The sequence below is a fragment of the Bradyrhizobium sp. 17 genome, from assembly GCF_023073515.1.
GTDB lineage: Bacteria > Pseudomonadota > Alphaproteobacteria > Rhizobiales > Xanthobacteraceae > Bradyrhizobium > Bradyrhizobium canariense_D.
The window spans coordinates 1-21,117 of record NZ_JADPJQ010000032.1; the positions used below are offsets into that span (position 1 = coordinate 1).

Here is a 21,117-nt window from a genome sequence, read left to right on the forward strand (position 1 = left end):
CGATCAGCTGCTTCCCTGGGCCTATCGCGCGCAATCCCTCAAAGCCGTGGCCTGAGAACGACGCTTACATTCGATGAGCGGTTCACATTCCTGTTCAATGCCTAGTACGAGACACTGAGGCGCGGCTGCAGCGTCCTCGGCGCGGCTTGATCACGCGGGCCGGCAATGGACGAAATCTAATAGCGCGCGCATGTCGACCCGAGCAGTCGCAAACTTGGTTGCTCCCGGGCCGGGGAGGTCGCTGAGCTGATCGAGCTCGGATGTAACATGAGCAGCCTAAGGGCTGGTCGGGGCCGCGTAAGTGGCAGACCCCGAACGGCCAGCACAGGACGATGACGCTGAAGTCTCAACTGTTCGATCCGACCCGTCCGTCGTGCACGTCAGCTACTTCGAGGCTCATGCGCTTGCCAGGTGCTCTGGAAATCGGCTGCGGAGCCAGAGCGCAAAGGGTCGAGATGGACGGCAACCTAGGCCCAAATCCGCGTCCCTACCGAAAGCTGGGATGCAGCAGATGTTCGACGACGTCTGAGAGTGGATGCCCAACCCGTTCTCGCTTTACACGCGCTTCGGCGTGGTTGGTGAGTAAAATTAGGCCTTTTTGCGGGGCCGCTCTTGCGTGACGGCGCGGGGCCATGGCCGCGCGTAATGCATAGAAAAGCGCGAGACGGCAACAAGGAAGCGAACACGAAGCTGAAGCGGCTTCTGGCTGACGCCATGTTGACAATGCGGCATTGAAGGATCTCCTGGGAAGGAAATGGTGACGCTCGCGGGGAAGCGGAAAGCTGTCGCACATCTGGTGGATGCTCACGGGATGAGCGAACGGCGGGCGTGTAAAGCGGCTGCTGCCGCATGACCATGAGATATGAAACAACCCAGGCTGACGCTGCTAACCGCCGCCAGCGCCTGAGGGCGATTGCTCACGAACGCCGCCTGCATTCGCAGCTCGGATGGAGAACCCGTCCGAGTTCGCCATGACCTGCCGCCCGCGCGAGGATCTGGCGCTGCGCTACCCGAAAGGCTCCGCGCCAGCTCCCGTCGCTCGCACCGCCCAACCGGGCAAATCCGCCGGCAAGAGCGAACTCAAAACTGAAAAAACTTGGGGGCAACGTCAAGGGCAGAGCGGCGACGCGAGACGCGCCGCTGCCGCAGCGAATCGGCAGTTATGTGGGCAAGAGGTTATTCATCGGTGAAGCCTACGACCGGACAATTCACCAGATTCCCCGTCGTCTTCACGGGTCCGCCCGCAGGACTCACCAGCAAACCTGACGCACTTTTTGCTTCGAGATCGTCGCCGTCTGTGATCAGTTTCCGTTGATCCTTCGAGATAGCCTCCTGGGTCCACTCGGCGAGTCGTACGTCCCACATCGGAGAGTATCCGGCGCTGATCTCCTTGAAGTGCGCGAGGATGTCGAGCGAGGGGCCCTCTCCGTTGATGGCACTGTCGAGCCCCTGGCGGTTCGGATCGTTCTCACCCATCTTGCCGTTCACAATCGTATAGATCACCTCAATCGCGCCGCTCTGAAGAATGTCGCTTTCCGCAGGCGCAAAGGTGGACGACTCGAGGGTCGCCGACTCCTCGGAGTTTGCGTCAAAACTAAGATAACGCAGGTGTTTGCCGTTTGCGAAGCCAAACCGGAGTTTCAAGTCAACGGTACCTTTGTCAGGACAGATGCTCGCCACGGAGTCCGTCACGACAGAGTAATCAGGACTGCCGTTGCAGAACGCGATTTTCGCGGGCTCGACATTAAAAGCGATGACTGGAGCGTTGAAGACAATGTCCTTGCGATTAGCCACCCGAGCCAATGGGCTGTAGTGCACATCCCCGACAGATCCGGCTCGGGCCGTCCTAGGCGGAAAAAAATGGGGCGCCTCCCCCCCCACCAACGTTTGTGACGGTGAGAAATCGACCCGGCCCGATTTGAACGTGAAGTTACCCGACTCATCCATTTCCGCAACCCGTGTGCTCGTCAAGTCTTTTGCCTTAGCGAGACTCGGCGCCCATGTGAGCCCCATGTCTTTCGAAGTAGCGTAGTCACTTACGTCGGTAAGCACGAACCAAACAGTTTCTCCCGAGGCAAGACGGCCGCGATGGAGCGGCAGGGTCACCACCTCCCGTACAAGGTCCACTTTGCCCGACGTGAGGAATTGCTTTGTGATTTTTTTGTAGGTTACCGGACCGGCTGCTAGACTCCCTTGGGGTGCCGAAAACGACAGAAGAAAGATCATCATCGATCCACAAATGCATCTGCTGAACGTTTTACTGTGCTTCATAATCCTACCTTTTTCTGCATCCAGTCTGGTATTACCCACGCATCTGGTATTACCCACGACATCCAAGCGGACGTGGCTAACGGTCCGTCACTTCTTTAGTCCGGGATAGCCATGGACATAGATCCAGTCAGTCGCCTTGGCTGGGATGTGGCAGCCCAGGCAATCTGAGCGAAAGTTCGTTGAGGTCGTTTTCACGGGATCGCCCGCGTCGAACCAAGACCAGCCCCAGCCGTTGCCCCACAACTTATTATCGGGGTGGCTGTTCTTACTGTCCTTCACCATCATGAACCAACCTTTGAGAAGTTCTTGATGGCTGACCGTTCCAGTCGTCATATCCGAAGTGGCCGCGTCGTAAACCTCCTTCACCAGGATCGAACCTTGGGGAAATTCGCCCGTTGTGCGATAGCTTGCCGCAGTTCCGGGCGAAGCGTAGACGACGTGAATTTGCTTAGCGCCTTTGTCACCTGCGACAGACCAACTCCCAAGGAATTCGTAGGTGGTTCGGTAGTTCTTCGGGATATGCATGTTGCCTGCCGCATCAACAAGTTGTTCCTGCGCAGGGGCGGGCTGGCTGGCAACGGGCTGCGAAACAAGACACCCGACCGTAACTACGATGAAGGACGCGGACGCCACGGCCGCACTTCTGAGAAATGTCATCACAGGGTTTCCTACTTTGTAATCGAAGGATTCTGGCTGGGCGGCATTTTTTTAGAAGAGTTCTGGCCAGGCGGCACCGGCACCTGGTCGAGCAACACGTAGAACTGCGTCCATACGTCATCCCGTTTCGCACTCGCAATGTGGCAATAGGCGCATTCCTCGATTGGCCGGACTTTCGCGGTGGCTGCCTTGGGTTCATGGTGGTTGAAGTTGTAGTAGCCCCAGCCGTCGGTTGCCTTATATCTCTCGCTGTCCTTGACCGTCACATCCGCGCCGTTGAAGGCGCCCGGGAAGAATCCTTTCCCAGATGGCTCAGTTCTCGAACCGTCCGGATGAGTGGCGGGCAGCATGAGCTGCAGTTCTTTCACGAAGATTGTTCCTTCGGGGAAGACACCAGTTTTCTTGTAGATATCGTAAGAACCAGGCTCGATATAGACGTTGTGAAATTCAGGGAAGTTTGCTTGAGGGGGGTTTAAGAAGTTTGGCGTCAGTGGTGAACCGACATAAACCCATTCGTGGAAGTTCTTTGGCAGAACAAGCTCGCCATCTTTCGTGTATTCGGGAAGATACCGGCCGGTGGCGTGCCAATCGTCGGGTGGTGGTAGCTGTGGTTGCTGTGCGAAGACTGCGGTCGCTATAGCGCTAGCACCGAGGACGGCGGATAGTGCTAATACTGTGCGTCTCATGATCTCTCTCCTCTGACCAGCTATAATGTCACCGAATGCTGTAGGGGCGGCATTCGTGCGCAGGCGGTCTCATCAACTGCGCACAAGTCAGATTAAACGTGCGTGCCTATGTGCGAAAGCAACGAAGGGGCATGCAATTGATACCCGTCGGGAATGATGTCCTCTCGAACTATCTATGTTTGGCGATAACGAGCGTTTCGCACGCGCAACGCTTGCCGAAATGATTCGGAGTCACCGGCGTGACAATCGATTGATTGGAGAGATCGCGCTTGGGCAATCTAATCCGCGTGATTGTTACTCACCGCGAAGCGTACGGCCTTGTGATCCATCGTCCATCTTAAGCACTTCGTTTCGAGTAGGCCTGGTAGCGTAGCCTGCCCGATCTGTTTCACGCTTCCTGTCCAGCTCAAGAGCCTGCTTTTGCAAGCATGCCTTGCATGCTCACCGCTAGTCGGCCGGCGAGCCCCACCTTGTCCTTGCTCATGTTGGCGATCCGCACCGGCCCAGCTCTTCAGTTGTGAACAGCCCCTGAGCGGCTTGGTAGCATGATGTGGGCAACATCATAGAGTGCCATGCGCAACGAACCATTGCCCAGCTCGCTGATCCGGCCCGTGTAGTCCGATCTCGCTGGACTGATGCTCTTCCGGTGCTCAGGACAACCTCGTAACCCTAGTGGCGTTTGCATCTGCGCGCCGAGCGCATCGTGCAACGCCTCGAAGGACGAAGGCACAGAAGCGCTTCGCTGGAAACGAATGTTGATGCGACCCGCTTCGCCGCAACTGACCGCGCGACGCTAGATCCCAGCACCTCAGGCGGCAGTTCGCCCTCTTGCCTGAGGATCTCGGATCTTCTCCGGCAGCATCGCCGAGCAGATCCGCTTTGTCGGCGCGAGGCCTGATCGACCAGGCGCGCAGGGCGTGACCAAAGCGGCAGCTGATTGTTTCACCACGCGCCGCCGCCAGAAGGATACGACACGTCGGTCGGCAGGCGCGGAGTGACTCTCTCAATCGGTCAACGCCACCGCCTCGCTATCGCCCGCGCGATCGTGAACGGCGGCTTCCACGCTCGACTCGGGAACGAGCGAGTTGGAGTAGGCGCTGATCGCACAACGGCTGACGCACCACGATCCTGGTTGCTCATCGGCTTGCCACCATACAAAGGGCGGACCATACCGTCGTCATGGAAAGGGCCGCATCGTGGAACAGGTATGCATTCGGACCTCACGCAAGGCACGTCTCTACGCTCTGCAATTCAGCCGCTGTCACGGAGAGCACGGCAAAGCCGCCTTGCTGATAGTTGCACCAGAACGGGCGTGCGGTTTTCCGAAATGGACGCAGGCGGGCCAGTTGTAAGCTGGCTCAGGCGGCACCCGACCATAACCGGACCTCATGCAAACTATAACTAATACGAGCGCGAATGCGTGATGAGCTACGGTCGAGGGACGGTCAGGAGAGATTGAGATGGACGATCTGGACGTACCAGCGAGTTGGCAAGCAAGGCATCGGCCACACGGAAACGTCAGTAGCAGACTTCTGTGCGTGGATGTAGTGCCGGGGGAACGAGCATTGACGCCGCCCAACGGGACGTTCGCTGCGGACGATCACAATTGTGCGGCCGAAGCTTACGAGCGTCATTTCCACGGCTGTCTTGAGCGCCTGCACGGGGAGCAACGTTATCGCGTCTTCGCCGACATCGAACGGATCTCCGGCCGCTTCCCAGCCGCCAAATGGCGCCGGTCTGACGGAACTGTTAGGGAAATCACGGTTTGGTGCTCGAATGACTATCTCGGTATGGGACAGCACCCGGAAGTCGTGAGTGCACTGACCGCGGCGGCACACCGCTGCGGCGCAGGAGCGGGTGGAACGCGCAACATCGCCGGCAATAATTCCCCCTTGGTTGATTTGGAGGGCGAGCTCGCTGATCTGCATGGCAAGGAAGCGAGCCTCGTCTTTACCTCCGGGTACGTATCGAATCAGGCCAGCATCTCGACGATCGGTAAGCTGATCCCAGGCTGCGTGGTCTTATCTGATGCAGATAACCACAATTCGATTATCGAAGGCGTCCGCCAATCAAATTGCGAAAAGCGGATTTTCCGGCACAACGATCTCGGTCACCTTGAGTCGTTGCTGCGCGAGGCAGGAGACCGCCCCAAGCTTGTCGTGTTCGAGTCCGTATACTCGATGGATGGCGATGTGGCGCCGATCGGCGCCATCTGCGACCTCGCGGACCGGTATGGCGCGATGACCTACCTCGATGAGGTTCACGCGGTTGGCCTCTATGGCGGTCACGGTGCCGGGATCAGCGAGCGTGATGGCGTGATGCACCGCGTGACCGTGATCGAGGGTACCCTTGCCAAGGGATTCGGCTGCGTTGGCGGCTATATCGCGGCGTCGCGGTCGATCTGCGACGCGGTGCGCAGCTTCGCGCCCGGATTCATCTTCACGACGGCACTCCCTCCACCAATTGCCGCCGCAGCCCGTGCGTCCGTTCGTTACCTGAAGCACTCGTCTGCCGAGCGCGAAGCACACCAACGGCAAGCCGCTGCAACGAAGCGGGCGCTCAAAGCCGCCGGGCTTCCGGTCTTCCCGACCGACACCCACATCGTGCCTGTGATTGTCGGCGATGCGGAATTGTGTAAGGCGGCAGCCGATCGTCTTCTAGAGCGCCACGCCATTTACATCCAGCCGATCAACTATCCGACCGTTCCCCGTGGGACCGAGCGTCTCCGCATCACGCCCTCGCCATATCACGGCGATAGCCACATAGCGGAACTCGCAGCTGCGCTCGCGGAGACTTGGGAGGCCCTCTCTCTTGCCTGAGAGCCGTGCTTGGGAGCGCCCCCTTCGCAACCGCCTCCCCCAACGTTGTGCATGGGAGGGGCATCGGCTACCCGGCGGGCGCGGACCGCGCTGGGAAGGCCTCGCGCCTCCCAGGTTGCGGCCGGGGCAGCCAAGTTGGGACGACGGACCAGCCAAAGAAGGCCGTTTGAGGAGAGACCCGCCCCTTTTCGACACGCTTTCGGTTAAAAGATGTGATGCGACCCAATCCACCCCTTCTATCACGCTGCTACGTTGCATGGGTCATCGCGTGGCAGATCTTGCCGCTTACGATCACAATAGGGCTCGTATTCTTCTGGTGGGCAGCCTCGAAGAATTGACCTTCGTCATCCTGTTGGGCGGTTCTCTCCAACGGCGCCGCCCTTCGTTCGAACATGCTGATCCAGAATCGTTCATTTCGATAAGCCCTCCAACCCGGAGTGCGAAAGCGATCCGAGCGAGACAACGGGCAACCGGAAATAAAAATGGATATCACGCAGCGGTGTCATCTCTTGATCGAGGATCTGTCCGTCGCGCGCGGCGAGCGCGTGGTGTTAGGTGGAGTGTATTTGCAACTGGGCTCGGGCCAACTTGCCGAAGTGACGGGTCCCAATGGCGTGGGCAAATCCACTCTTTTGCGCGCTATCGCCGGTTTCTTGCCATTGGGATCTGGTCGCATGTCACTGGTGGAGTCCGAAGCCATGGATTCAGCGCCCTTGGCAGAGCGCCTCCACTACGTGGGTCATCTCGACGGGCTGAAATCAGCGTTGACCGCCCGCGAAAACCTCGAGATCGGCCTGGGAATTTTGGGCCGAGGTCGGCTAACCCCGTTAGACGCGCTGGAGCGTCTGGAGTTAGCCCACGTTCTCGATCTGCCCGTTGGCTATCTCTCCGCGGGGCAGCGTCGCCGTGTCGCATTGGCCCGGCTCCTGGTTGCCGATCGCCCTCTATGGCTGCTCGACGAGCCGCTAACGGCGCTAGACCGGCACGCACGAGCCTTGCTCAAGACTATTGTCGCGGACCATCTCGGAAGCGGAGGATTGATGCTCGCCGCCACCCACGAACCACTCGGTCTGCCGGGAACAATCCAAGTCAGGCTCGGAGCGAGGTGAGTGTCTTCCCGCTGAGGCGCGGCCGGCATCCTTATAGCCGTCTGTCTCAAGGTCGGGAGAGAAGAGGTCACGCCGCTTTTCCGATTTCCCCGGAACGGTCTCGACGCAATGGCGACGCGGGATGGGGGCCATGATCCGTATTCTCCTCGTCGTTTTTCTTCGCGACGTCACGCTGGCGCGTCGCATCGGCGGAGGCGGAGTTCTTGGCCTGGTCTTCTTCCTCAGTCTCGTAACTGTGGTGCCTTTCGCGATTGGACCTGACCTGCGCTTGCTGTCGCGCATCGGTCCGGCCATTCTGTGGATAGCGGCGCTCCTCGCGAGTCTATTGGGCCTTGACCGTCTGTTCCAGGCGGACCACGAGGACGGTTCGCTGGACCAGATGTTGCTGTCGCCGACGCCGCTAGAACTCATTGTTCTGGTGAAGTGCATGGCCCACTGGTTTGTTACAGGGCTACCGCTCGTTCTGCTCTCGCCGTTGTTTGGCCTGATGTTGGACTTGGACGGCTCGGCGCTCTGGGCGGTAGCAGCGACCTTGTTGGTGGGTACGCCAACTTTCACCTTCCTGGGAGCGATCGGTGCAGCGCTTACCGTCACGCTGCGGCGGGGTGGTCTTCTGCTTTCGATCCTCGTTGTACCGCTAGCCGTACCAGTGCTGATCTTCGGTGTCTCCGCGGCGCAGAGTGGCACAGCGCCCGTTCTGACACCGTTCCTTGTTCTCTGCGCTCTGGGACTTGCATCCGTCGCCCTCGCCCCAATCGCTGCAGCCGCGGCACTTCGCGGGGCGGGAGAATGACAAGCGGATGCAGCGAAGGGTTTGCTTGTGAGCGAGCCGTCGCGGAACGACTCCGCACGCTTCCCAAGCTAAGACGACTTGATCATCGGGCAATGCCTATAGCGGAGTATCCGCGTCTAACAAGGCCGCGAGCCGATCCCGCTCGGCTTGGCTCAGGGGCGCCGCCGGCGTAGGTTGCAGGCGTCGCAATCTGAACAGGAGAGCGATCCCGCCCGCTGCGAGCACCAAAGCCGGCATTCCCCAGAGGAAGGTGGTTTCCAAGTCGAGCGGTGGTCTCAGCAGGATAAAGTTCCCATAACGCTCCACCAGAAAGTCGCGGACCTGCTCGTCGCTCTCGCCGAGGTTAAGGCGTTCGCGCACCAGCAGTCGGAGATCCCGCGCGAACTCTGCTTTCGAATCGTCGATCGACTGGTTTTGGCAAACCAGGCAGCGCAGTCCGGCGGAAATATCGCGCGCGCGCGCCTCAAGGTTCGGGTTGGGCAGGACCTCATCTGGCTGCACCGCCCTGGCCAAGCCAGGCGCGAGGCCTGCGGACACGATCGAAAGCAGAAGAATGCGACGAAGCGGAGTCATTCGGCGGCCTGCGGCGCTGCTGCGGGGTTAGCTGCGGCGCGGACGCGAACCGCGCGGCGCGCGAAGCCGATTCTGAGGCGTCTATCAGACAACGACACGATCCCTCCAAACGCCATGATGACGCCGCCTATCCAGATGGCCGTCACAAGCGGCTTCCAAAACATGCGCGCATCGATCGAACCATCCGCGTGCTGGTCCCCAAGCGAAATGTAGATCTGGCCAAAACCCAGCGTCACGATGCCTGCCTCGCTCACGGTAGTCTGTCGTACGGGAAAACTGCGCTTGGCGGGCTCGACGGTGGCCACGGCCGCGCCGCCCCGGCTTATGACCGTGTAGGCCAGGACTTCGGAGTAGTTCGGGCCCTGCCGCGATTGTAGATTTTCGATAGTCGCTTGATAAGGCCCGAGATCGATCCCCTGGCCTAGCTTGACGGTCGCGATCCGCTCCACGCCCCAACCGGTCGCCGCCAAGCCCATAAGTGTCACGCCAAGGCCAGCGTGAGCGATAGCAGCACCCCAGGCGGAGCGCGGCAGCCCGACCGCGCGGGCCAGCATCACTCGAATAGGCTGCCCACGTGCCCAGATACGCGACATCACATCGGCGAACGAACCGACTATGAGGTAGACGGCGAGGCCGAGGCCAACCGTGGCGAGGACGGGGCCGCCTCGGATGACGGCAACGAGCACAAGTGCGCCCACGAGGCCCCCCAAGGCTGCAACCGTCGCCCGCTGCGCTGCGCCGAGCAGGTCGCCACGCTTCCAGGCGAGCGACTGACCGATCGGCATCAGCAGAACGATCAACGCTAGTAGCGGACCGAGGGTCAAATTGAAAAACGGTGCACCGACCGAAATCTTGTCCCCGGTCAGAGCCTCAAGCGCGAGCGGATAGAGCGTGCCAGTCAGGACCGTAGCGCAGCAGGCGGTGAGCAGCAGGTTGTTGACTGCGAGCGCGCTCTCGCGTGAAACGGGCGCGAACAGACCACGTTCGCTCAGGGAAGGCGCACGCCAAGCATAAAGCGCGAGGGAACCGCCGATGAACGTGCTCAGGATGATCAGGATGAAGACGCCGCGCGTCGGGTCGCTGGCAAACGAATGAACGGAGGTCAGCACCCCTGAACGCACCAGGAAGGTGCCGAGCAGCGATAGCGAGAATGTAAGTATCGCCAGGAACAGTGTCCAGATCTTGAGGGCTTCGCGTTTCTCCATAACGGCGGCCGAATGCAGGAGCGCGGTACCCGCAAGCCAGGGCATGAGTGATGCGTTTTCGACCGGATCCCAGAACCAGAACCCGCCCCAGCCGAGGGTGTAATAGGCCCAGTACGAGCCCATGGCTATGCCAAGCGTTAGAAAGATCCAGGCAATCAGAATCCAAGGCCGAACGTAGCGGGCCCAAGCGGCGTCCAACCGTCCGCTGATCAGCGCCGCCACCGCGAACGAGAACACGATCGAGGAGCCGACATAACCGAGGTAGAGGAGCGGTGGGTGTATTGCAAGGCCCGCATCTTGAAGCAGCGGATTGAGATCCTGGCCTTCAAAGGGCGCCGGAAACCGTCGAACGAAGGGATCGGAGGTGAACAGGATGAAGCAGAGGAAGGCAAAGGAGATCCAGCCTTGGACCGTTAGTGTATTGGCGCGCAATTCCTTTGCCATGCCGCGCCCAAGAATCGCAACTGCCGCTCCGAAGGCCGCAAGGATCAGAACCCAAAGCAGCATGGATCCTTCGTGATTGCCCCAGACGCCGGCGAGTTTGTACACGAGTGGTTTGGTCGTGAGCGAGTTCTCGGCGACTGTCACGAGACTGAAGTCGGACACCACATGAGCGTAAGTCAGGGCCGCGAAGGCATAGCCCAACAGCAGGAACTGGGTGATTGCAGCTGGGACCGCAATGGAAGTCAGCTCAGAATCGCCACTGCGGGTCCCCCACAGCGGCAGAACTGACTGAAGCAGCGCGACGGCGAGAGCCAGAGCGAGCGCGTAATGTCCGGTTTCGACGATCATCCTTTCGGTCCGTCCCGTTGTGGTGTTTCGTGGAAGGCCGCGCTATTGCGGCCACGCGCATTTTCGTTCTGCCAAATGCCTGATTGCTTGAGTTTGTCGGCTACGTCCTTGGGCATGTATCGCTCGTCGTGTTTGGCGAACACGGTATCCGCATGAAAGACGCCCGGTCCCTCCACCGTGCCCTCGGCCACGACGCCTTGTCCTTCACGGAAGAGATCCGGCAGCAATCCGGTGTAGCTGACCTGGATGTCGTACTTCAGGTCGGTCACCGCGAAGACGACAGTCGACGATCCACCATAGGTAAGTGAGCCAGGTTTCACCAGGCCACCGATGCGCAGACGGGTTCCTCGCGGCGGCGCCTTTTCGGCCATCTCGGTCGGCCCGTAGAAGAAGACGATGCTGTCACGCAACGCAAACAGGATGAGCCCAACCGCGATGGCCAAGGTGAAGCCTGCTGCGCTGATGATAGCGATGCGCCTGCCCTTTCTGGTCAAAGTCTACCTCTTCAAACCTAGCTGACTGACGAGTTCATCGATGCGCTCTGGCGCTTGCGCATCTTCTGCTAACTGGGCGCGCGCACTTGCGACGGCCGCCTCGGCTTTCTGGCGTTCACCCAATACGACGTAGGACCTAATCAGTTGCAGCCATCCCTGAAGGTCATGGCCATCCTTCGAAAGCTTCTCGGCCAGTCCTCCCACCATCCCGCGGATCGCGTCTCTCCGCTGCTCCGGTGGAAGGGCCGCGATTTCAGTCCGGCTTCGGCCGGCTTCTGCTTTTGATTGAGTTGGCCTAGAAGACTTATCCAGGTGTTGGCGGACGGCATCCATCCACGGGGCGCCAGCTGGCGTATCGGCCTCCAGCGCCTCCCAAAGTTGTCTCGCCCGATCTGTGTCGCCATCTTGCTCTACTGCGAGCGCATGGAAGAATCGGGCCAGAGGCTGTTTGGGATCATCCACGAGTGCTTGGTCAATGGCACCGCGTGCTTCTGCAGTCACAACGCCGTCGGCAGCCATCGTCAGCGCCTGCCCAAGAGACGCACGCTCCTCCGCATTTTCGCCGAGCAGCCGTAGCGCCGCCCTGTACGCATGCGCCGCATCCTGAAACCTTCCCATGCGCAGGTAAATTGGTGCAACAACCTGGAATCCGCGGCCATCGTTGGGGTCGCCCTTCAGACGCGTCTCGACTTCGGAAATCGCGGCAGCGAGAGTGAAGTCCTCACCCGTGCGCCTCGATGCGATCGGCATATCAGGCTGGTTGGGAGCGCCGACCTTGAGATAAGACGCGAGAGCGACGAGTGGCAGCACTAGGGCGATCGCCAAGGCCGCGGCAGTGCGTCTCGGCTGCCAGCGCGGCCACGCATGCGGCCGGCTCTCCGACGCGGAGTCGAGTGATGCAAGCAGCCGGCGCCCGATCTCGGCACGCGTGGCCATGGCATCCTCGGGCCCTACGAGTCCGCAGCGGACGTCATCATCCGCCTCGGCCAGAAGGCCGCGATAGAAGGCCACGTCGGAATCGTGACCGCCAAAGCTCTCACGCCGCTCGGAGAGCGACCGGGCCAGCGCCAGCACGATTGCAAACGTCATCATTGCGAAGACGGCCCAGAGCATGTTCAAGGCCTCCGTCCGTATTCGCCAATCCGTAACGCACCACGTTTTCGGGTATCCGGCGCGCTTGAAAATCGGACTGCTTCTATGTGTGCCGCTCCCATGGTCCGATCGGCCACTCCCGAATGATGTAAATGGACTTGCAAGGCAGTCGTCATGGACGCTCTGCCCCGGCAATTGCCGCCATCAGAGCTGGTCGACTTGCGTCCGAGATGCCTCCAACCAGCTTGTAGGCGATTGTGCCATCCCCCTTGACCACATAGGTCTCGGGGACGCCATAGACGCCGAAATCGATGCCCGTTCGGCCGGACCGGTCAATGCCGACTTGTGCGAAGGGGTTCCCATTCGCGGCGAGATAGGCTAGCGCGTTTCTGGGATCGTCTTTGTAGACGATGCCGGTAAGCGTCACCCCCTGTCGCTGCAGCATCCGGTCGCTCGCCAACGCCATCAGAGCCCCTTGTTCTTCCCGGCACTCGATACACCATGATGCGAACACGTTCACAATTGTCACGTGCCCCTTCCGCAGATCGGCGCCCGACAAGCCGGGTGGACCAGGCGTGCGAAGCCCCTCCAGCGGCTCCAGCGCAAACTGCGGTGCCGGCCTGCCGATCACAGCGGAGGGCACGAGTGACGGGTCTCCGGCGCCGAGCCGCACCAGGAGTAACGCCGCAATTCCGAAGAAGACTAGAAGCGGGATAATCACCCACAGGCGGGCCAGCGCGCGTTGACGGGCCGTGGTGCTCGCAGGGAGGTGAATCGAAGGTGTGATGTTGCTCATACGCGGCCGCGCGGATCGGAGTGACCAAGTCGCAGACGACGCAGGGTACGGCGCTGAACGCGATAGTCGATGAGGACCGCCGCGATCATCCCGGCAAGCACGGTGCCCGTCACCAGAAAAGTCATTGTGATGAATCCGCTATGCTGCATCACAATCTGCTCAGGACGCCATTTCGACAGGCAGTATGCAAGCCATGGCAGGTTCACCCGCAGCCGCCATCGTGATCGCAAGCCGCCGGATACGGCGTCGCATGATTTCGTTACGGACTGCCATTACGTGGAGAGTCACGAACAAAAGCGAGTATGCGAGCGCCATCACAATCAGCGGCCATAACATCGTGCCGGCGATCGCCGAGCCCTCCATCCGAAATACCGATGCCGGCTGGTGGAGAGTGTTCCACCAATCAACCGAAAACTTCACGATTGGGATGTTGATGAACCCAACCAAGGTCATGATCGAAACTGCTCGTGCCGCCCTGTTCGGGTCCTCGATCGTCTGCCAGAGCGCGATCAGACCGAGATAGATCAGAAACAGAACCAACACGGAGGTGAGCCGGGCGTCCCAAACCCAATATGCGCCCCACATCGGTTTACCCCAGAGGGAGCCTGTGACGAGGCAGATAAAGGTGAAAGCCGCGCCAAGCGGCGCAGCCGCCTTTTGTGCTGCATCGGAAAGTGGATGACGCCAAACTAAGGATCCGAGCGCAAACACCGCCATGAACGTGTAGGCAAGCATCGCTGTCCACGCGGCGGGAACGTGGATGTACATGATGCGCACCGTCTCGCCTTGCTGGTAGTCGGGTGGCGCGGCGAATGTTCCAAGCAGACCAACTGCGAAGGCGAACGCCGTCGAACCCCAAAGCCAAGGCAGCAGCCTTGCGGCGATACGCACGAAATTACCAGGATTGCTGTACGCAGTGAAGTTCAGACTCAAATTCCGATCTCCTCGAACTCAACCTGCAGGCCGGGATTGCTCGCGCTCCCGACGAAAGTTCGTGCCACTCGGGCGTCTACAAGCCGATGAGTATCGCATCACACCGGAGACGATTTCACAAATTACCTCCAGTTATTGTTTTGATGCCCACTAGGCGCCCAGAGCTGAGCGGCTCCGATTTGTATACTTGGAGTGGCCGAAATCATCCCGTGCAGACGGCACAGCAATTCGAGAGACCGATAGCAGGTGGGAGCCGCGCGCTATTCGATCGCGCGCGACGTCGAGATAGCGGTTAATGCCGCGCTCGAAAGTGACGGCGCTCGTCTCGTGTAAGCGGTCCGCTTCAAAGGGCGCGTTCTTCGTATAGGTCCCTTACTCCGTTTGGATGCCCGACCCGTACGTAGGGTCAATTGAGCCACCAATCGCGATCGTCGTATCTATAACGCGTGCGGTGGCCCTCCCAGCTATCGCTGCCCACCTTGGGCGTTTCCTCCCTAGACTTAGGCCGCTTGTGGCAACGCAGGCGGCCCTTTTTGTGTGCACTCATATGGAATTGCACCGAGGTCTGGTCGACCTATACCTCGGTAGGGTCACTTCATACCCTCGCGCAATGGCAACAACTAAGCGCTCGGTGCTACCAGATGATACGGAGCGAACGGCAACGGAACCGGCCCGCGAGCAGGCAGTTGCAGGACAAGGTCGGCCACGTAATGCTCGACCGGTCTTTCCCATCACGAGCCGCATGTTGCCAGTAATTACTGTTTACTTCCATGATTGCGGAGAGCCCCCCATGATAAGCATCGCCGATCTCTTAATCCGGTTCCGGCAAGGGAGCCGGCCCGCGTCCAATGCTCAAGTTGCGGTTGTGGCCGATCGGGATCGATCCAGCATGGCCGAGTTTGTCCGCATCCTGCAGGCCTACGATCAAGGCCGGTACGGCAGGAGTTAGAGGGCGACCGCGTCTCAAGCAGCGAAGAAAATGCGGGACACGGGACCGTCCACAGATGACTTCAAATCAGTCATTTCGGTTTCGCAATGCAGGTGCCATCGGTTGCTAATCGGCGATCCGCTTTCGAGGCAATGATCGAATTCGTGACAAAGGATCGCGCGCCCAACCACGATGAGCCGCGGCTAACGTTGTTGTGACCACGACAGCTCGGCGACGCGTTTCGGTCGCCCCGGTAGTAACTCGCAAGGCGATCTGCTGAGGTGCCGTCGCAGCCGGATAATGGGAAATGTCCTGCGACCATCTATCCGATAGCCATTTATCATAAGGTTAATTCAGACGCGATCGCATCACGGCGGCGTTTGGCTGCCCTCACCACCTCGCCGTATGTTCAATCGGAGTTCTGTCCATCACCCTCAGATTCTTCCGGAACGTATCCATGCACTTGGCGAAAGGCACGGAGAAAGCTACTGTAGCTCCTATAACCGACCGCCCGCGCGATCTGCTCAACTGAAAATGTCCTCGCGGCGAGCATATCGGCTGCACGCTTCATCCGTATTTGCCGGAGCGCTACCATTGGCGAACATCCTATCGTGCGCACAAATCGCGCCATGAATGCGGATCGGCTCAAGCCGGCCTTTTGCGCCAAGGCCATGACGGAGTGATCGGCCTCCGGCCGCGCCAGCAGATCCGCGAACGCAAGAGCGATTTGACGGTCACTCAAAATAGAGAAGCGTTCGAGCCAAACGCTGGTCGAATTGAGACTGCGACGAACGAGCGTGACGAGCACCTGCTTGAGGATGGCGGTTGTCATGGCCTGCATTCCAACCCGCCCGCCGCTGATTTCTGCCCGCGCGGCCTGCAACTTTGACCCCACTTCATCGGCTGGTTCGAAGCGCTCGACAATCGGCGTGGAAAGGCCTGCAAAGAGGTCGATCGACGAGCCGTAGGTAGCGCGAAAGTACCCGCAGATCAGCATGACCATCGGGTCCAGGTCCCCGGCGACGAATCGCTGGATTTGCTCGCCGAAGCGCGGATCCCATTGCGCTTCGACTACATTCACTCTCTTGGCCGCTGTGCCGTCATCGACCTCAATGTGAAACGGCTTCTTGGCCGGCGTGATGACAAGGGTGTGAGGTACTAGAGGAAATGCGGAGAAGCCACGCACGACCATTCGTCCGGTCCCGGAAAGATTGTAGTGGATAGCCGGCGCCTCCGCGCTTCCGAATGACAGGCGCCAGCCTGGGCTAACCAAACACTCGATGAGCCCGATGACGTCGACATCCAAAGTTGCCATCAGCACATCGAGATGGGATCGAAGCAATGTAAGATTTGGACGATCGGACATGTGTTTCGGACTCTCGGATTGAGCTGATGTCCTAGTCTTAGGACAGGACAATTGCAAATCGTGGAACTGTATTATGGCTAGGATGATGCGCATCTGCTCGCCATGACCAACTGCCTAAGCGAGTTGGGAACCTCTTGGACGAGCGTGAGCGTGCTGCGCTTCCCACGGCCCTCATTTCACTGTCCAGAACTGACGCCTTAGGATGTCCCAAAATGAGCAAAAAGCACTAAATGGAAAGGTGGTCGAGGCGGTCCCAATGCAAACCCGACATTAAATTGGTCTCGCGTACGATGTTCTACGCAACCGCCCTCAATAGGAAACAGCATCGATGCAAACGCTTTCAGCAAGACGCGGCCGGCAATTCCGAGCCGGCGCACAATACCTTTTTAATCGGAAGCTCCGCGAGCAACCGCTTGATCATCACGCCTGCCTACTATGGCAACGAACCGAACGGCCCGAACCGGGGCGAATGTTTCGAGTCTGACTATGCAGCTGCAGCTTTATCAGGTGCGATATTTCTTAGCCCTAGCAAAGACGCTAAATTTTACGCGAGCGGCGGAGCAATGCAATGTGACGCAGCCGGCGCTGACAAAGGCGATACAAAAGTTGGAGCAAGAACTCGGCGGCGCGCTGATTCACCGTGAACGTCATCTCACCCAGCTCACCGATCTGGGCAAGATGATTTTGCCCACGCTGGAAAAAATATTCTCCGCCGCCGAGGCCGTACGGCGTCAGGCACGAGCCTATCAAAAGAAGGCGATAGCCCCGCTTAAGATCGGACTGGTGCCGTCGGTCTCCGCCGCACTCATTACTGAATTGCTTGTGGAGCTCGCCAGGATCATCCCCGATCTTCGAGTCGATCTGCGCGAGGCCGATGCCAGCGGACTGGTTGCGATGCTTTTGGATGGCGAGATCAATGCTGCACTTGTCGGTGACGCCATGGAGCTGCCTGAGCGTATCGACCGGTGGCGCCTGTTCGAGGAACGCTGTGTGGTCATCTTGTCTCGGAAACATCCGATGGCCAGGCAAACCGTCATCCTGCTCCAAGACTTGCACGAGTTGGTCTTTCTCGAAAGGGTCGGATGCGACGTCGCAGACCGATTCAAGCGGGCTTGTTTTGCCGACCAACCAGGCCCTAAGGTTATGCACAGGAGCGATCAGGAAAGGCATCTTCAGCAAATGGCATTCGCCGGTTTGGGGGCCATCTTGGCGCCAGAGCACGCTCCCAGACTGCCGTCGCTCGCCACTATCCGAATTGAGGGAGACCCCGTCCGGCGCGAGGTGCAGCTTTTGGCCGTGGCGGGGAGGCAATATTCGCCGGCGCTTGACGCCTTCATCAAGGTTGCTCGTGTTCGCGACTGGACGACTGCGTTGGACAAACTCCGCCGCGCATCTGCCCCTGACTCGAACAAGGACAATGTTTGCTCGGCTGATGCACAAGGTGCAGGCTCCTTGATCCAGATCACGGGCCCCGGTCCCGCCTCTTCATGCCCGAGCTTGTTACGGGTATCCAACCGTCGTTGCTGAGGTGACGCGAAGTCGTTGTTGGGCCATGACGCAGTTGCAGTCGCCCATGCGTAGCCTCTTGAATTGACTTGGCTCATTCCGGTCAGCCTCGAAGGGCGAGGCTTAGGCCCATCCAATTTCGGACAGGGCAGCAAGCAAGGTGTCGGTCTTCGCTCCCGTGATGGAGTCCGGGCCGACAAACGCTCGACGGATGATCCCTCGTTGGTCGAGGACATAGATGGCCGGCATCGGCAACATCCAAAAGGAGAAGCCATGGGGAGCGCAGAGATCGAGTCCGCGCCGCAAGAGATGGCTCTTTATGTCCGCCGGCACCACGGACACCAGGCCGAACGATAGGCTCACCCCAAGATCTAGGTCGGAGAGGATTTCCAGATCCAGTCGGCGGTCGCGTTTGAAATTGCGTGGCAATTCTCCAGCCTCGGGCGTTATGACAATTGTTGTGGCGCCGGCAGCGCGGATTCTAAAGGTTGCCTTTTGAAGGGCGCGCAGTCCAACCGTGCACAATGGGGACCAAGTCCCGTAAACAAAGGTGACGATCAACGGTGCAGCTCGTCGCAACTCCAAAGATGAAACGAGCTTTCCATCTGCCTCGGGGAGAAGAAAGTCGGGGGCAAGTTCGTTCGCCTTCAGGGCGCCGTCAGGAATACCGGCCTCTCGCAACCATGATGAAAGCAGGCGGTCGGTTCGGATGTCCAGCATGCGGAAACCGCTCAAGGTCTCCGCAGAGGGGTCGACCTGCTTGCTGGCCGGGGGCCCCTTTGAAACGTCATCGCCCATTCTGGTTCTCCCCGGTCGCCCACGGCACTTGGCCGCGTATGTTTCTTCCATGGTGACCGAGCGTTCTGGAAAACGAAAATTCAACTTTGGAATGGTAACCGTCGACGAATAATCGATAGGAATAGTCGTCGCCCCCAGTATCGCGATGCGCGCGGGTGGACGAAATAGTAGGGAGCAGCTTCCGTTGAGGAGGTCATGACTCTTTCAGCGCGCCAAGGCTCCTGCATACCGAGCGACACGATCAAGGAGAGGCAATAGCCAAGCACCGAGCTGCACGAGCTGTACGCCAAGATTGTCCTCAGAACCGACACCGATCGCTGCACGACGCATTGGGTTCCATTTGCGGAGCGCGTGCCCTAGTCGGCATTTCGTCAGGAGTGCTTCTGCAAGAAGCAGCCGCGAAGCCAGGACAATCCGTGAGCAAGCCAACCTCCTCAGTCGAACATGTGTTGCTGATAACGTATGCCGCGACCGGCAGAGCGCCTTCTAGCCCGCGCGGCGTTGAGGGGAGACCGATGTAACCAAATTGAGGTTCGCCTGCCCGGCGCGTCAAAAATCAGAGTCGGTGAAGTGACGCCGAGCGCCAAATAGGTCGAAACCGAGATATCCAAAAGTCGCAGCCGTGCTCCGCCAAAAGTCTCATCCCGTTTTGCCCTTTCTGTCAGACACGCAAACGCGAGTGCAATTGGGGACTTCCGTGTCGCAGGGCAGGCTTACCTCGCATTCGCTTGTAGCAGGTTTCGGGGGGATCTGCCGCTCGGCCCGGCGCGCGACGGCCTACTCCCAAAACAGGCACCGCGATCGCGCAACGGTAGGGATGAATGCAGTCCTGAATCGGAGTTTGAATTCCATGCGTCCAGCCAATGATGACCAGATGATGCCACGAGTCAAATTCCAGCAGACGGGGGAAGCGATGGTGGAACACCGCCGAGCACGTTCGTCCTCCACGCCGCGACCCGAGCTCCAGCAAGTCCCTTTATGCAAGAAGCTTGGGAAGCCACGCGATTGGCGCCACGGCCCTGATGAGCGGCAACATCCTTCACGATCACGAATGTTGCTGCCGATAGCTCAATCTCCGATCATTGTTGGTGACCATGAGCCGCTCATTTTCGATCCAATTCGTCAATTGGATGATCAGGTGCCGGCGGACGTGATCCATCCTGTTGTTGAAATTTCTCCTCGTGAGGCTGTGGAACGCCTCATCATAACGGGGCACGGCATGACGGCCGAATCTATTCGATCCACAAGTCGAGGCAAAGTCCAACATCAGTATAGGGCTCCAATGCATATGCTCGTCATGTACGAGAAGGGGGAGCGCCGCGATGGAGAGACATTTGTAGAAGGTGTGCCGCCATCAGCGCTCCGGAGCCTCGAGCGGAAGCTGACATTCGTTCCTGCTGGCTGCGAGTTCTACGATTGGCACGAGCCGCGGGGATCGCAGATGCAGCTCATGTACTTCTACTTCGACCCTGAGAGGCTGAAGGCTCTTTCCAAACGTGGCATCACCGGGCTGCCGGACTCCCCACGCCTACTGTTCGAAGACGAAACGCTATGGAACACCGCCCTCAAGCTGAAGACGTTCGTCGATAGCTCTGCAGGAGACCCGGTCTACTTCGAGAGTCTCGGTAGCCTGCTTATGCATGAAGTCGTGCGTTTCACTTGCGGGATGCCCAGCATTCAGCGTCAACTCCAAGGTGGTCTTGCACAGTGGCAGCAGCGGCTCGTCACCGCCTACATCCAGGAGCATCTCAATGAGCGGATACCGATTGGCACGTTGGCGCAGCTCGTTCGTCTTAGCCCGTATCATTTCTGCCGGGTGTTCAAGCAATCTCTCGGAATGCCGCCTCATCGGTACCAGACCAAACGTCGCGTTGAGCAGGCCAAATTACTGCTGGCAAACCGCGCAGGCTCTATGATGGAAATCGGTCGGGCGGTCGGCTTCAGCAGTCGTAACGCGTTCGCCACGGCGTTTCGGAAGGCGACGGGAATTGCTCCCGCGGATTACCGCCGAAGCGTGGCTCCTCCGATAACCGTATGAATGAATTGGGGCGTCCCGCTCAACTTTGCCATTCGAAGGTAGCGGCGTCTCGGTGCAACATCGGGCTTTGGGGGCCCGTCAAGAAAGCAGGTCACGGGCCTTAAGAAGGCATGCATCTGCCGCTGGTGGCGAAGAGAGGCAGAAAGCCCATCGCGGGAATTCGGCAAAGCGACCGAAAGCAAGCGGCGCCGTGAATGGACCCGCTAGAGCGATGCGAGCGACGTATCGCAAATCTGTACTGATGATGGGCTGGGCGCGAGA

The 21,117-nt window shown here is 59.3% G+C and carries 17 protein-coding genes and 1 pseudogene; 6 read left to right on the forward strand and 12 right to left on the reverse strand.

Features of this window, described 5'->3' with window-relative positions; translation table 11 throughout:
- Positions 1-672: 672 nt before the first annotated feature.
- Positions 673-954 (forward strand): annotated as a pseudogene (locus IVB13_RS04830) (IS3 family transposase); the annotation flags it as partial.
- Positions 955-1,176: 222 nt separating this feature from the next.
- Here the strand turns inward: IVB13_RS04830 and IVB13_RS04835 are convergent.
- The 3 genes from IVB13_RS04835 to IVB13_RS04845 form a co-directional block, all read right to left on the reverse strand.
- Positions 1,177-2,226, reverse strand: coding sequence for a hypothetical protein (locus IVB13_RS04835; RefSeq protein ID WP_247334936.1), 1,050 nt, complete (start codon positions 2,224-2,226; stop codon positions 1,177-1,179).
- Between the two features lie 132 nt (positions 2,227-2,358).
- On the reverse strand, positions 2,359-2,928 hold the full coding sequence (locus IVB13_RS04840) for a cytochrome P460 family protein (RefSeq protein WP_247296392.1): 570 nt from the start codon (positions 2,926-2,928) through the stop codon (positions 2,359-2,361).
- 11 nt (positions 2,929-2,939) lie between these two features.
- Positions 2,940-3,614 carry a cytochrome P460 family protein gene (locus IVB13_RS04845; RefSeq protein WP_085385711.1) on the reverse strand — a complete coding sequence of 225 codons (675 nt, stop codon included), beginning with the start codon at positions 3,612-3,614 and terminating at the stop codon, positions 2,940-2,942.
- 1,460 nt (positions 3,615-5,074) lie between these two features.
- Here IVB13_RS04845 and hemA point away from each other — a divergent pair.
- The 3 genes from hemA (at position 5,075) to ccmB (ending at position 8,335) form a co-directional block, all read left to right on the forward strand.
- Positions 5,075-6,433: a 5-aminolevulinate synthase gene (hemA, locus tag IVB13_RS04850; protein WP_247334963.1), complete on the forward strand. Its 1,359-nt coding sequence runs from the start codon at positions 5,075-5,077 to the stop codon at positions 6,431-6,433.
- Positions 6,434-6,915: 482 nt separating this feature from the next.
- Entirely contained in the window at positions 6,916-7,542 is a 627-nt protein-coding gene (ccmA, locus tag IVB13_RS04855) for a heme ABC exporter ATP-binding protein CcmA (RefSeq protein WP_247296397.1), read from the forward strand.
- A gap of 130 nt (positions 7,543-7,672) precedes the next feature.
- Entirely contained in the window at positions 7,673-8,335 is a 663-nt protein-coding gene (ccmB, locus tag IVB13_RS04860) for a heme exporter protein CcmB (protein ID WP_247296399.1), read from the forward strand.
- 96 nt (positions 8,336-8,431) lie between these two features.
- Here the strand turns inward: ccmB and IVB13_RS04865 are convergent, their stop codons facing one another.
- The 8 genes from IVB13_RS04865 to IVB13_RS04895 form a co-directional block, all read right to left on the reverse strand.
- Positions 8,432-8,908: a cytochrome c-type biogenesis protein gene (locus IVB13_RS04865; RefSeq protein ID WP_247296402.1), complete on the reverse strand. Its 477-nt coding sequence runs from the start codon at positions 8,906-8,908 to the stop codon at positions 8,432-8,434.
- Positions 8,905-10,905 carry a heme lyase CcmF/NrfE family subunit gene (locus IVB13_RS04870; protein WP_247383959.1) on the reverse strand — a complete coding sequence of 667 codons (2,001 nt, stop codon included), beginning with the start codon at positions 10,903-10,905 and terminating at the stop codon, positions 8,905-8,907. The genes IVB13_RS04865 and IVB13_RS04870 overlap by 4 nt, the downstream gene beginning before the upstream one ends.
- Complete coding sequence (gene ccmE, locus IVB13_RS04875) at positions 10,902-11,399, reverse strand: cytochrome c maturation protein CcmE (protein ID WP_247296406.1); 498 nt, start codon at positions 11,397-11,399, stop codon at positions 10,902-10,904. Before ccmE ends, IVB13_RS04870 begins: the two co-directional genes overlap by 4 nt.
- 3 nt (positions 11,400-11,402) lie before the next feature.
- Positions 11,403-12,512, reverse strand: a complete 1,110-nt coding sequence (gene ccmI, locus IVB13_RS04880; protein WP_247334973.1) for a c-type cytochrome biogenesis protein CcmI — start codon at positions 12,510-12,512, stop codon at positions 11,403-11,405.
- A gap of 151 nt (positions 12,513-12,663) precedes the next feature.
- Entirely contained in the window at positions 12,664-13,287 is a 624-nt protein-coding gene (locus tag IVB13_RS04885; RefSeq protein WP_247487974.1) for a DsbE family thiol:disulfide interchange protein, read from the reverse strand.
- Positions 13,284-13,436 carry a heme exporter protein CcmD gene (ccmD, locus tag IVB13_RS40130; RefSeq protein WP_083869754.1) on the reverse strand — a complete coding sequence of 51 codons (153 nt, stop codon included), beginning with the start codon at positions 13,434-13,436 and terminating at the stop codon, positions 13,284-13,286. Before ccmD ends, IVB13_RS04885 begins: the two co-directional genes overlap by 4 nt.
- A gap of 10 nt (positions 13,437-13,446) precedes the next feature.
- Positions 13,447-14,220: a heme ABC transporter permease gene (locus IVB13_RS04890; protein WP_247334976.1), complete on the reverse strand. Its 774-nt coding sequence runs from the start codon at positions 14,218-14,220 to the stop codon at positions 13,447-13,449.
- A gap of 1,337 nt (positions 14,221-15,557) precedes the next feature.
- Positions 15,558-16,514: an AraC family transcriptional regulator gene (locus IVB13_RS04895; protein WP_247334978.1), complete on the reverse strand. Its 957-nt coding sequence runs from the start codon at positions 16,512-16,514 to the stop codon at positions 15,558-15,560.
- 486 nt (positions 16,515-17,000) lie between these two features.
- Between IVB13_RS04895 and IVB13_RS04900 the strand changes: the two genes are divergently transcribed.
- Positions 17,001-18,041 (forward strand): LysR family transcriptional regulator, encoded by a 1,041-nt coding sequence (locus IVB13_RS04900; protein ID WP_247334990.1) that lies wholly within the window; start codon positions 17,001-17,003, stop codon positions 18,039-18,041.
- Between the two features lie 102 nt (positions 18,042-18,143).
- Here IVB13_RS04900 and IVB13_RS04905 read toward each other — a convergent pair whose 3' ends face one another.
- Entirely contained in the window at positions 18,144-18,818 is a 675-nt protein-coding gene (locus IVB13_RS04905) for a peroxiredoxin-like family protein (protein WP_247334992.1), read from the reverse strand.
- Between the two features lie 1,051 nt (positions 18,819-19,869).
- On the opposite strand from IVB13_RS04905, the gene IVB13_RS04910 reads away from it, so the two are divergent.
- Positions 19,870-20,856: an AraC family transcriptional regulator gene (locus tag IVB13_RS04910; protein ID WP_247487977.1), complete on the forward strand. Its 987-nt coding sequence runs from the start codon at positions 19,870-19,872 to the stop codon at positions 20,854-20,856.
- The last annotated feature ends 261 nt before the right edge of the window (positions 20,857-21,117 follow it).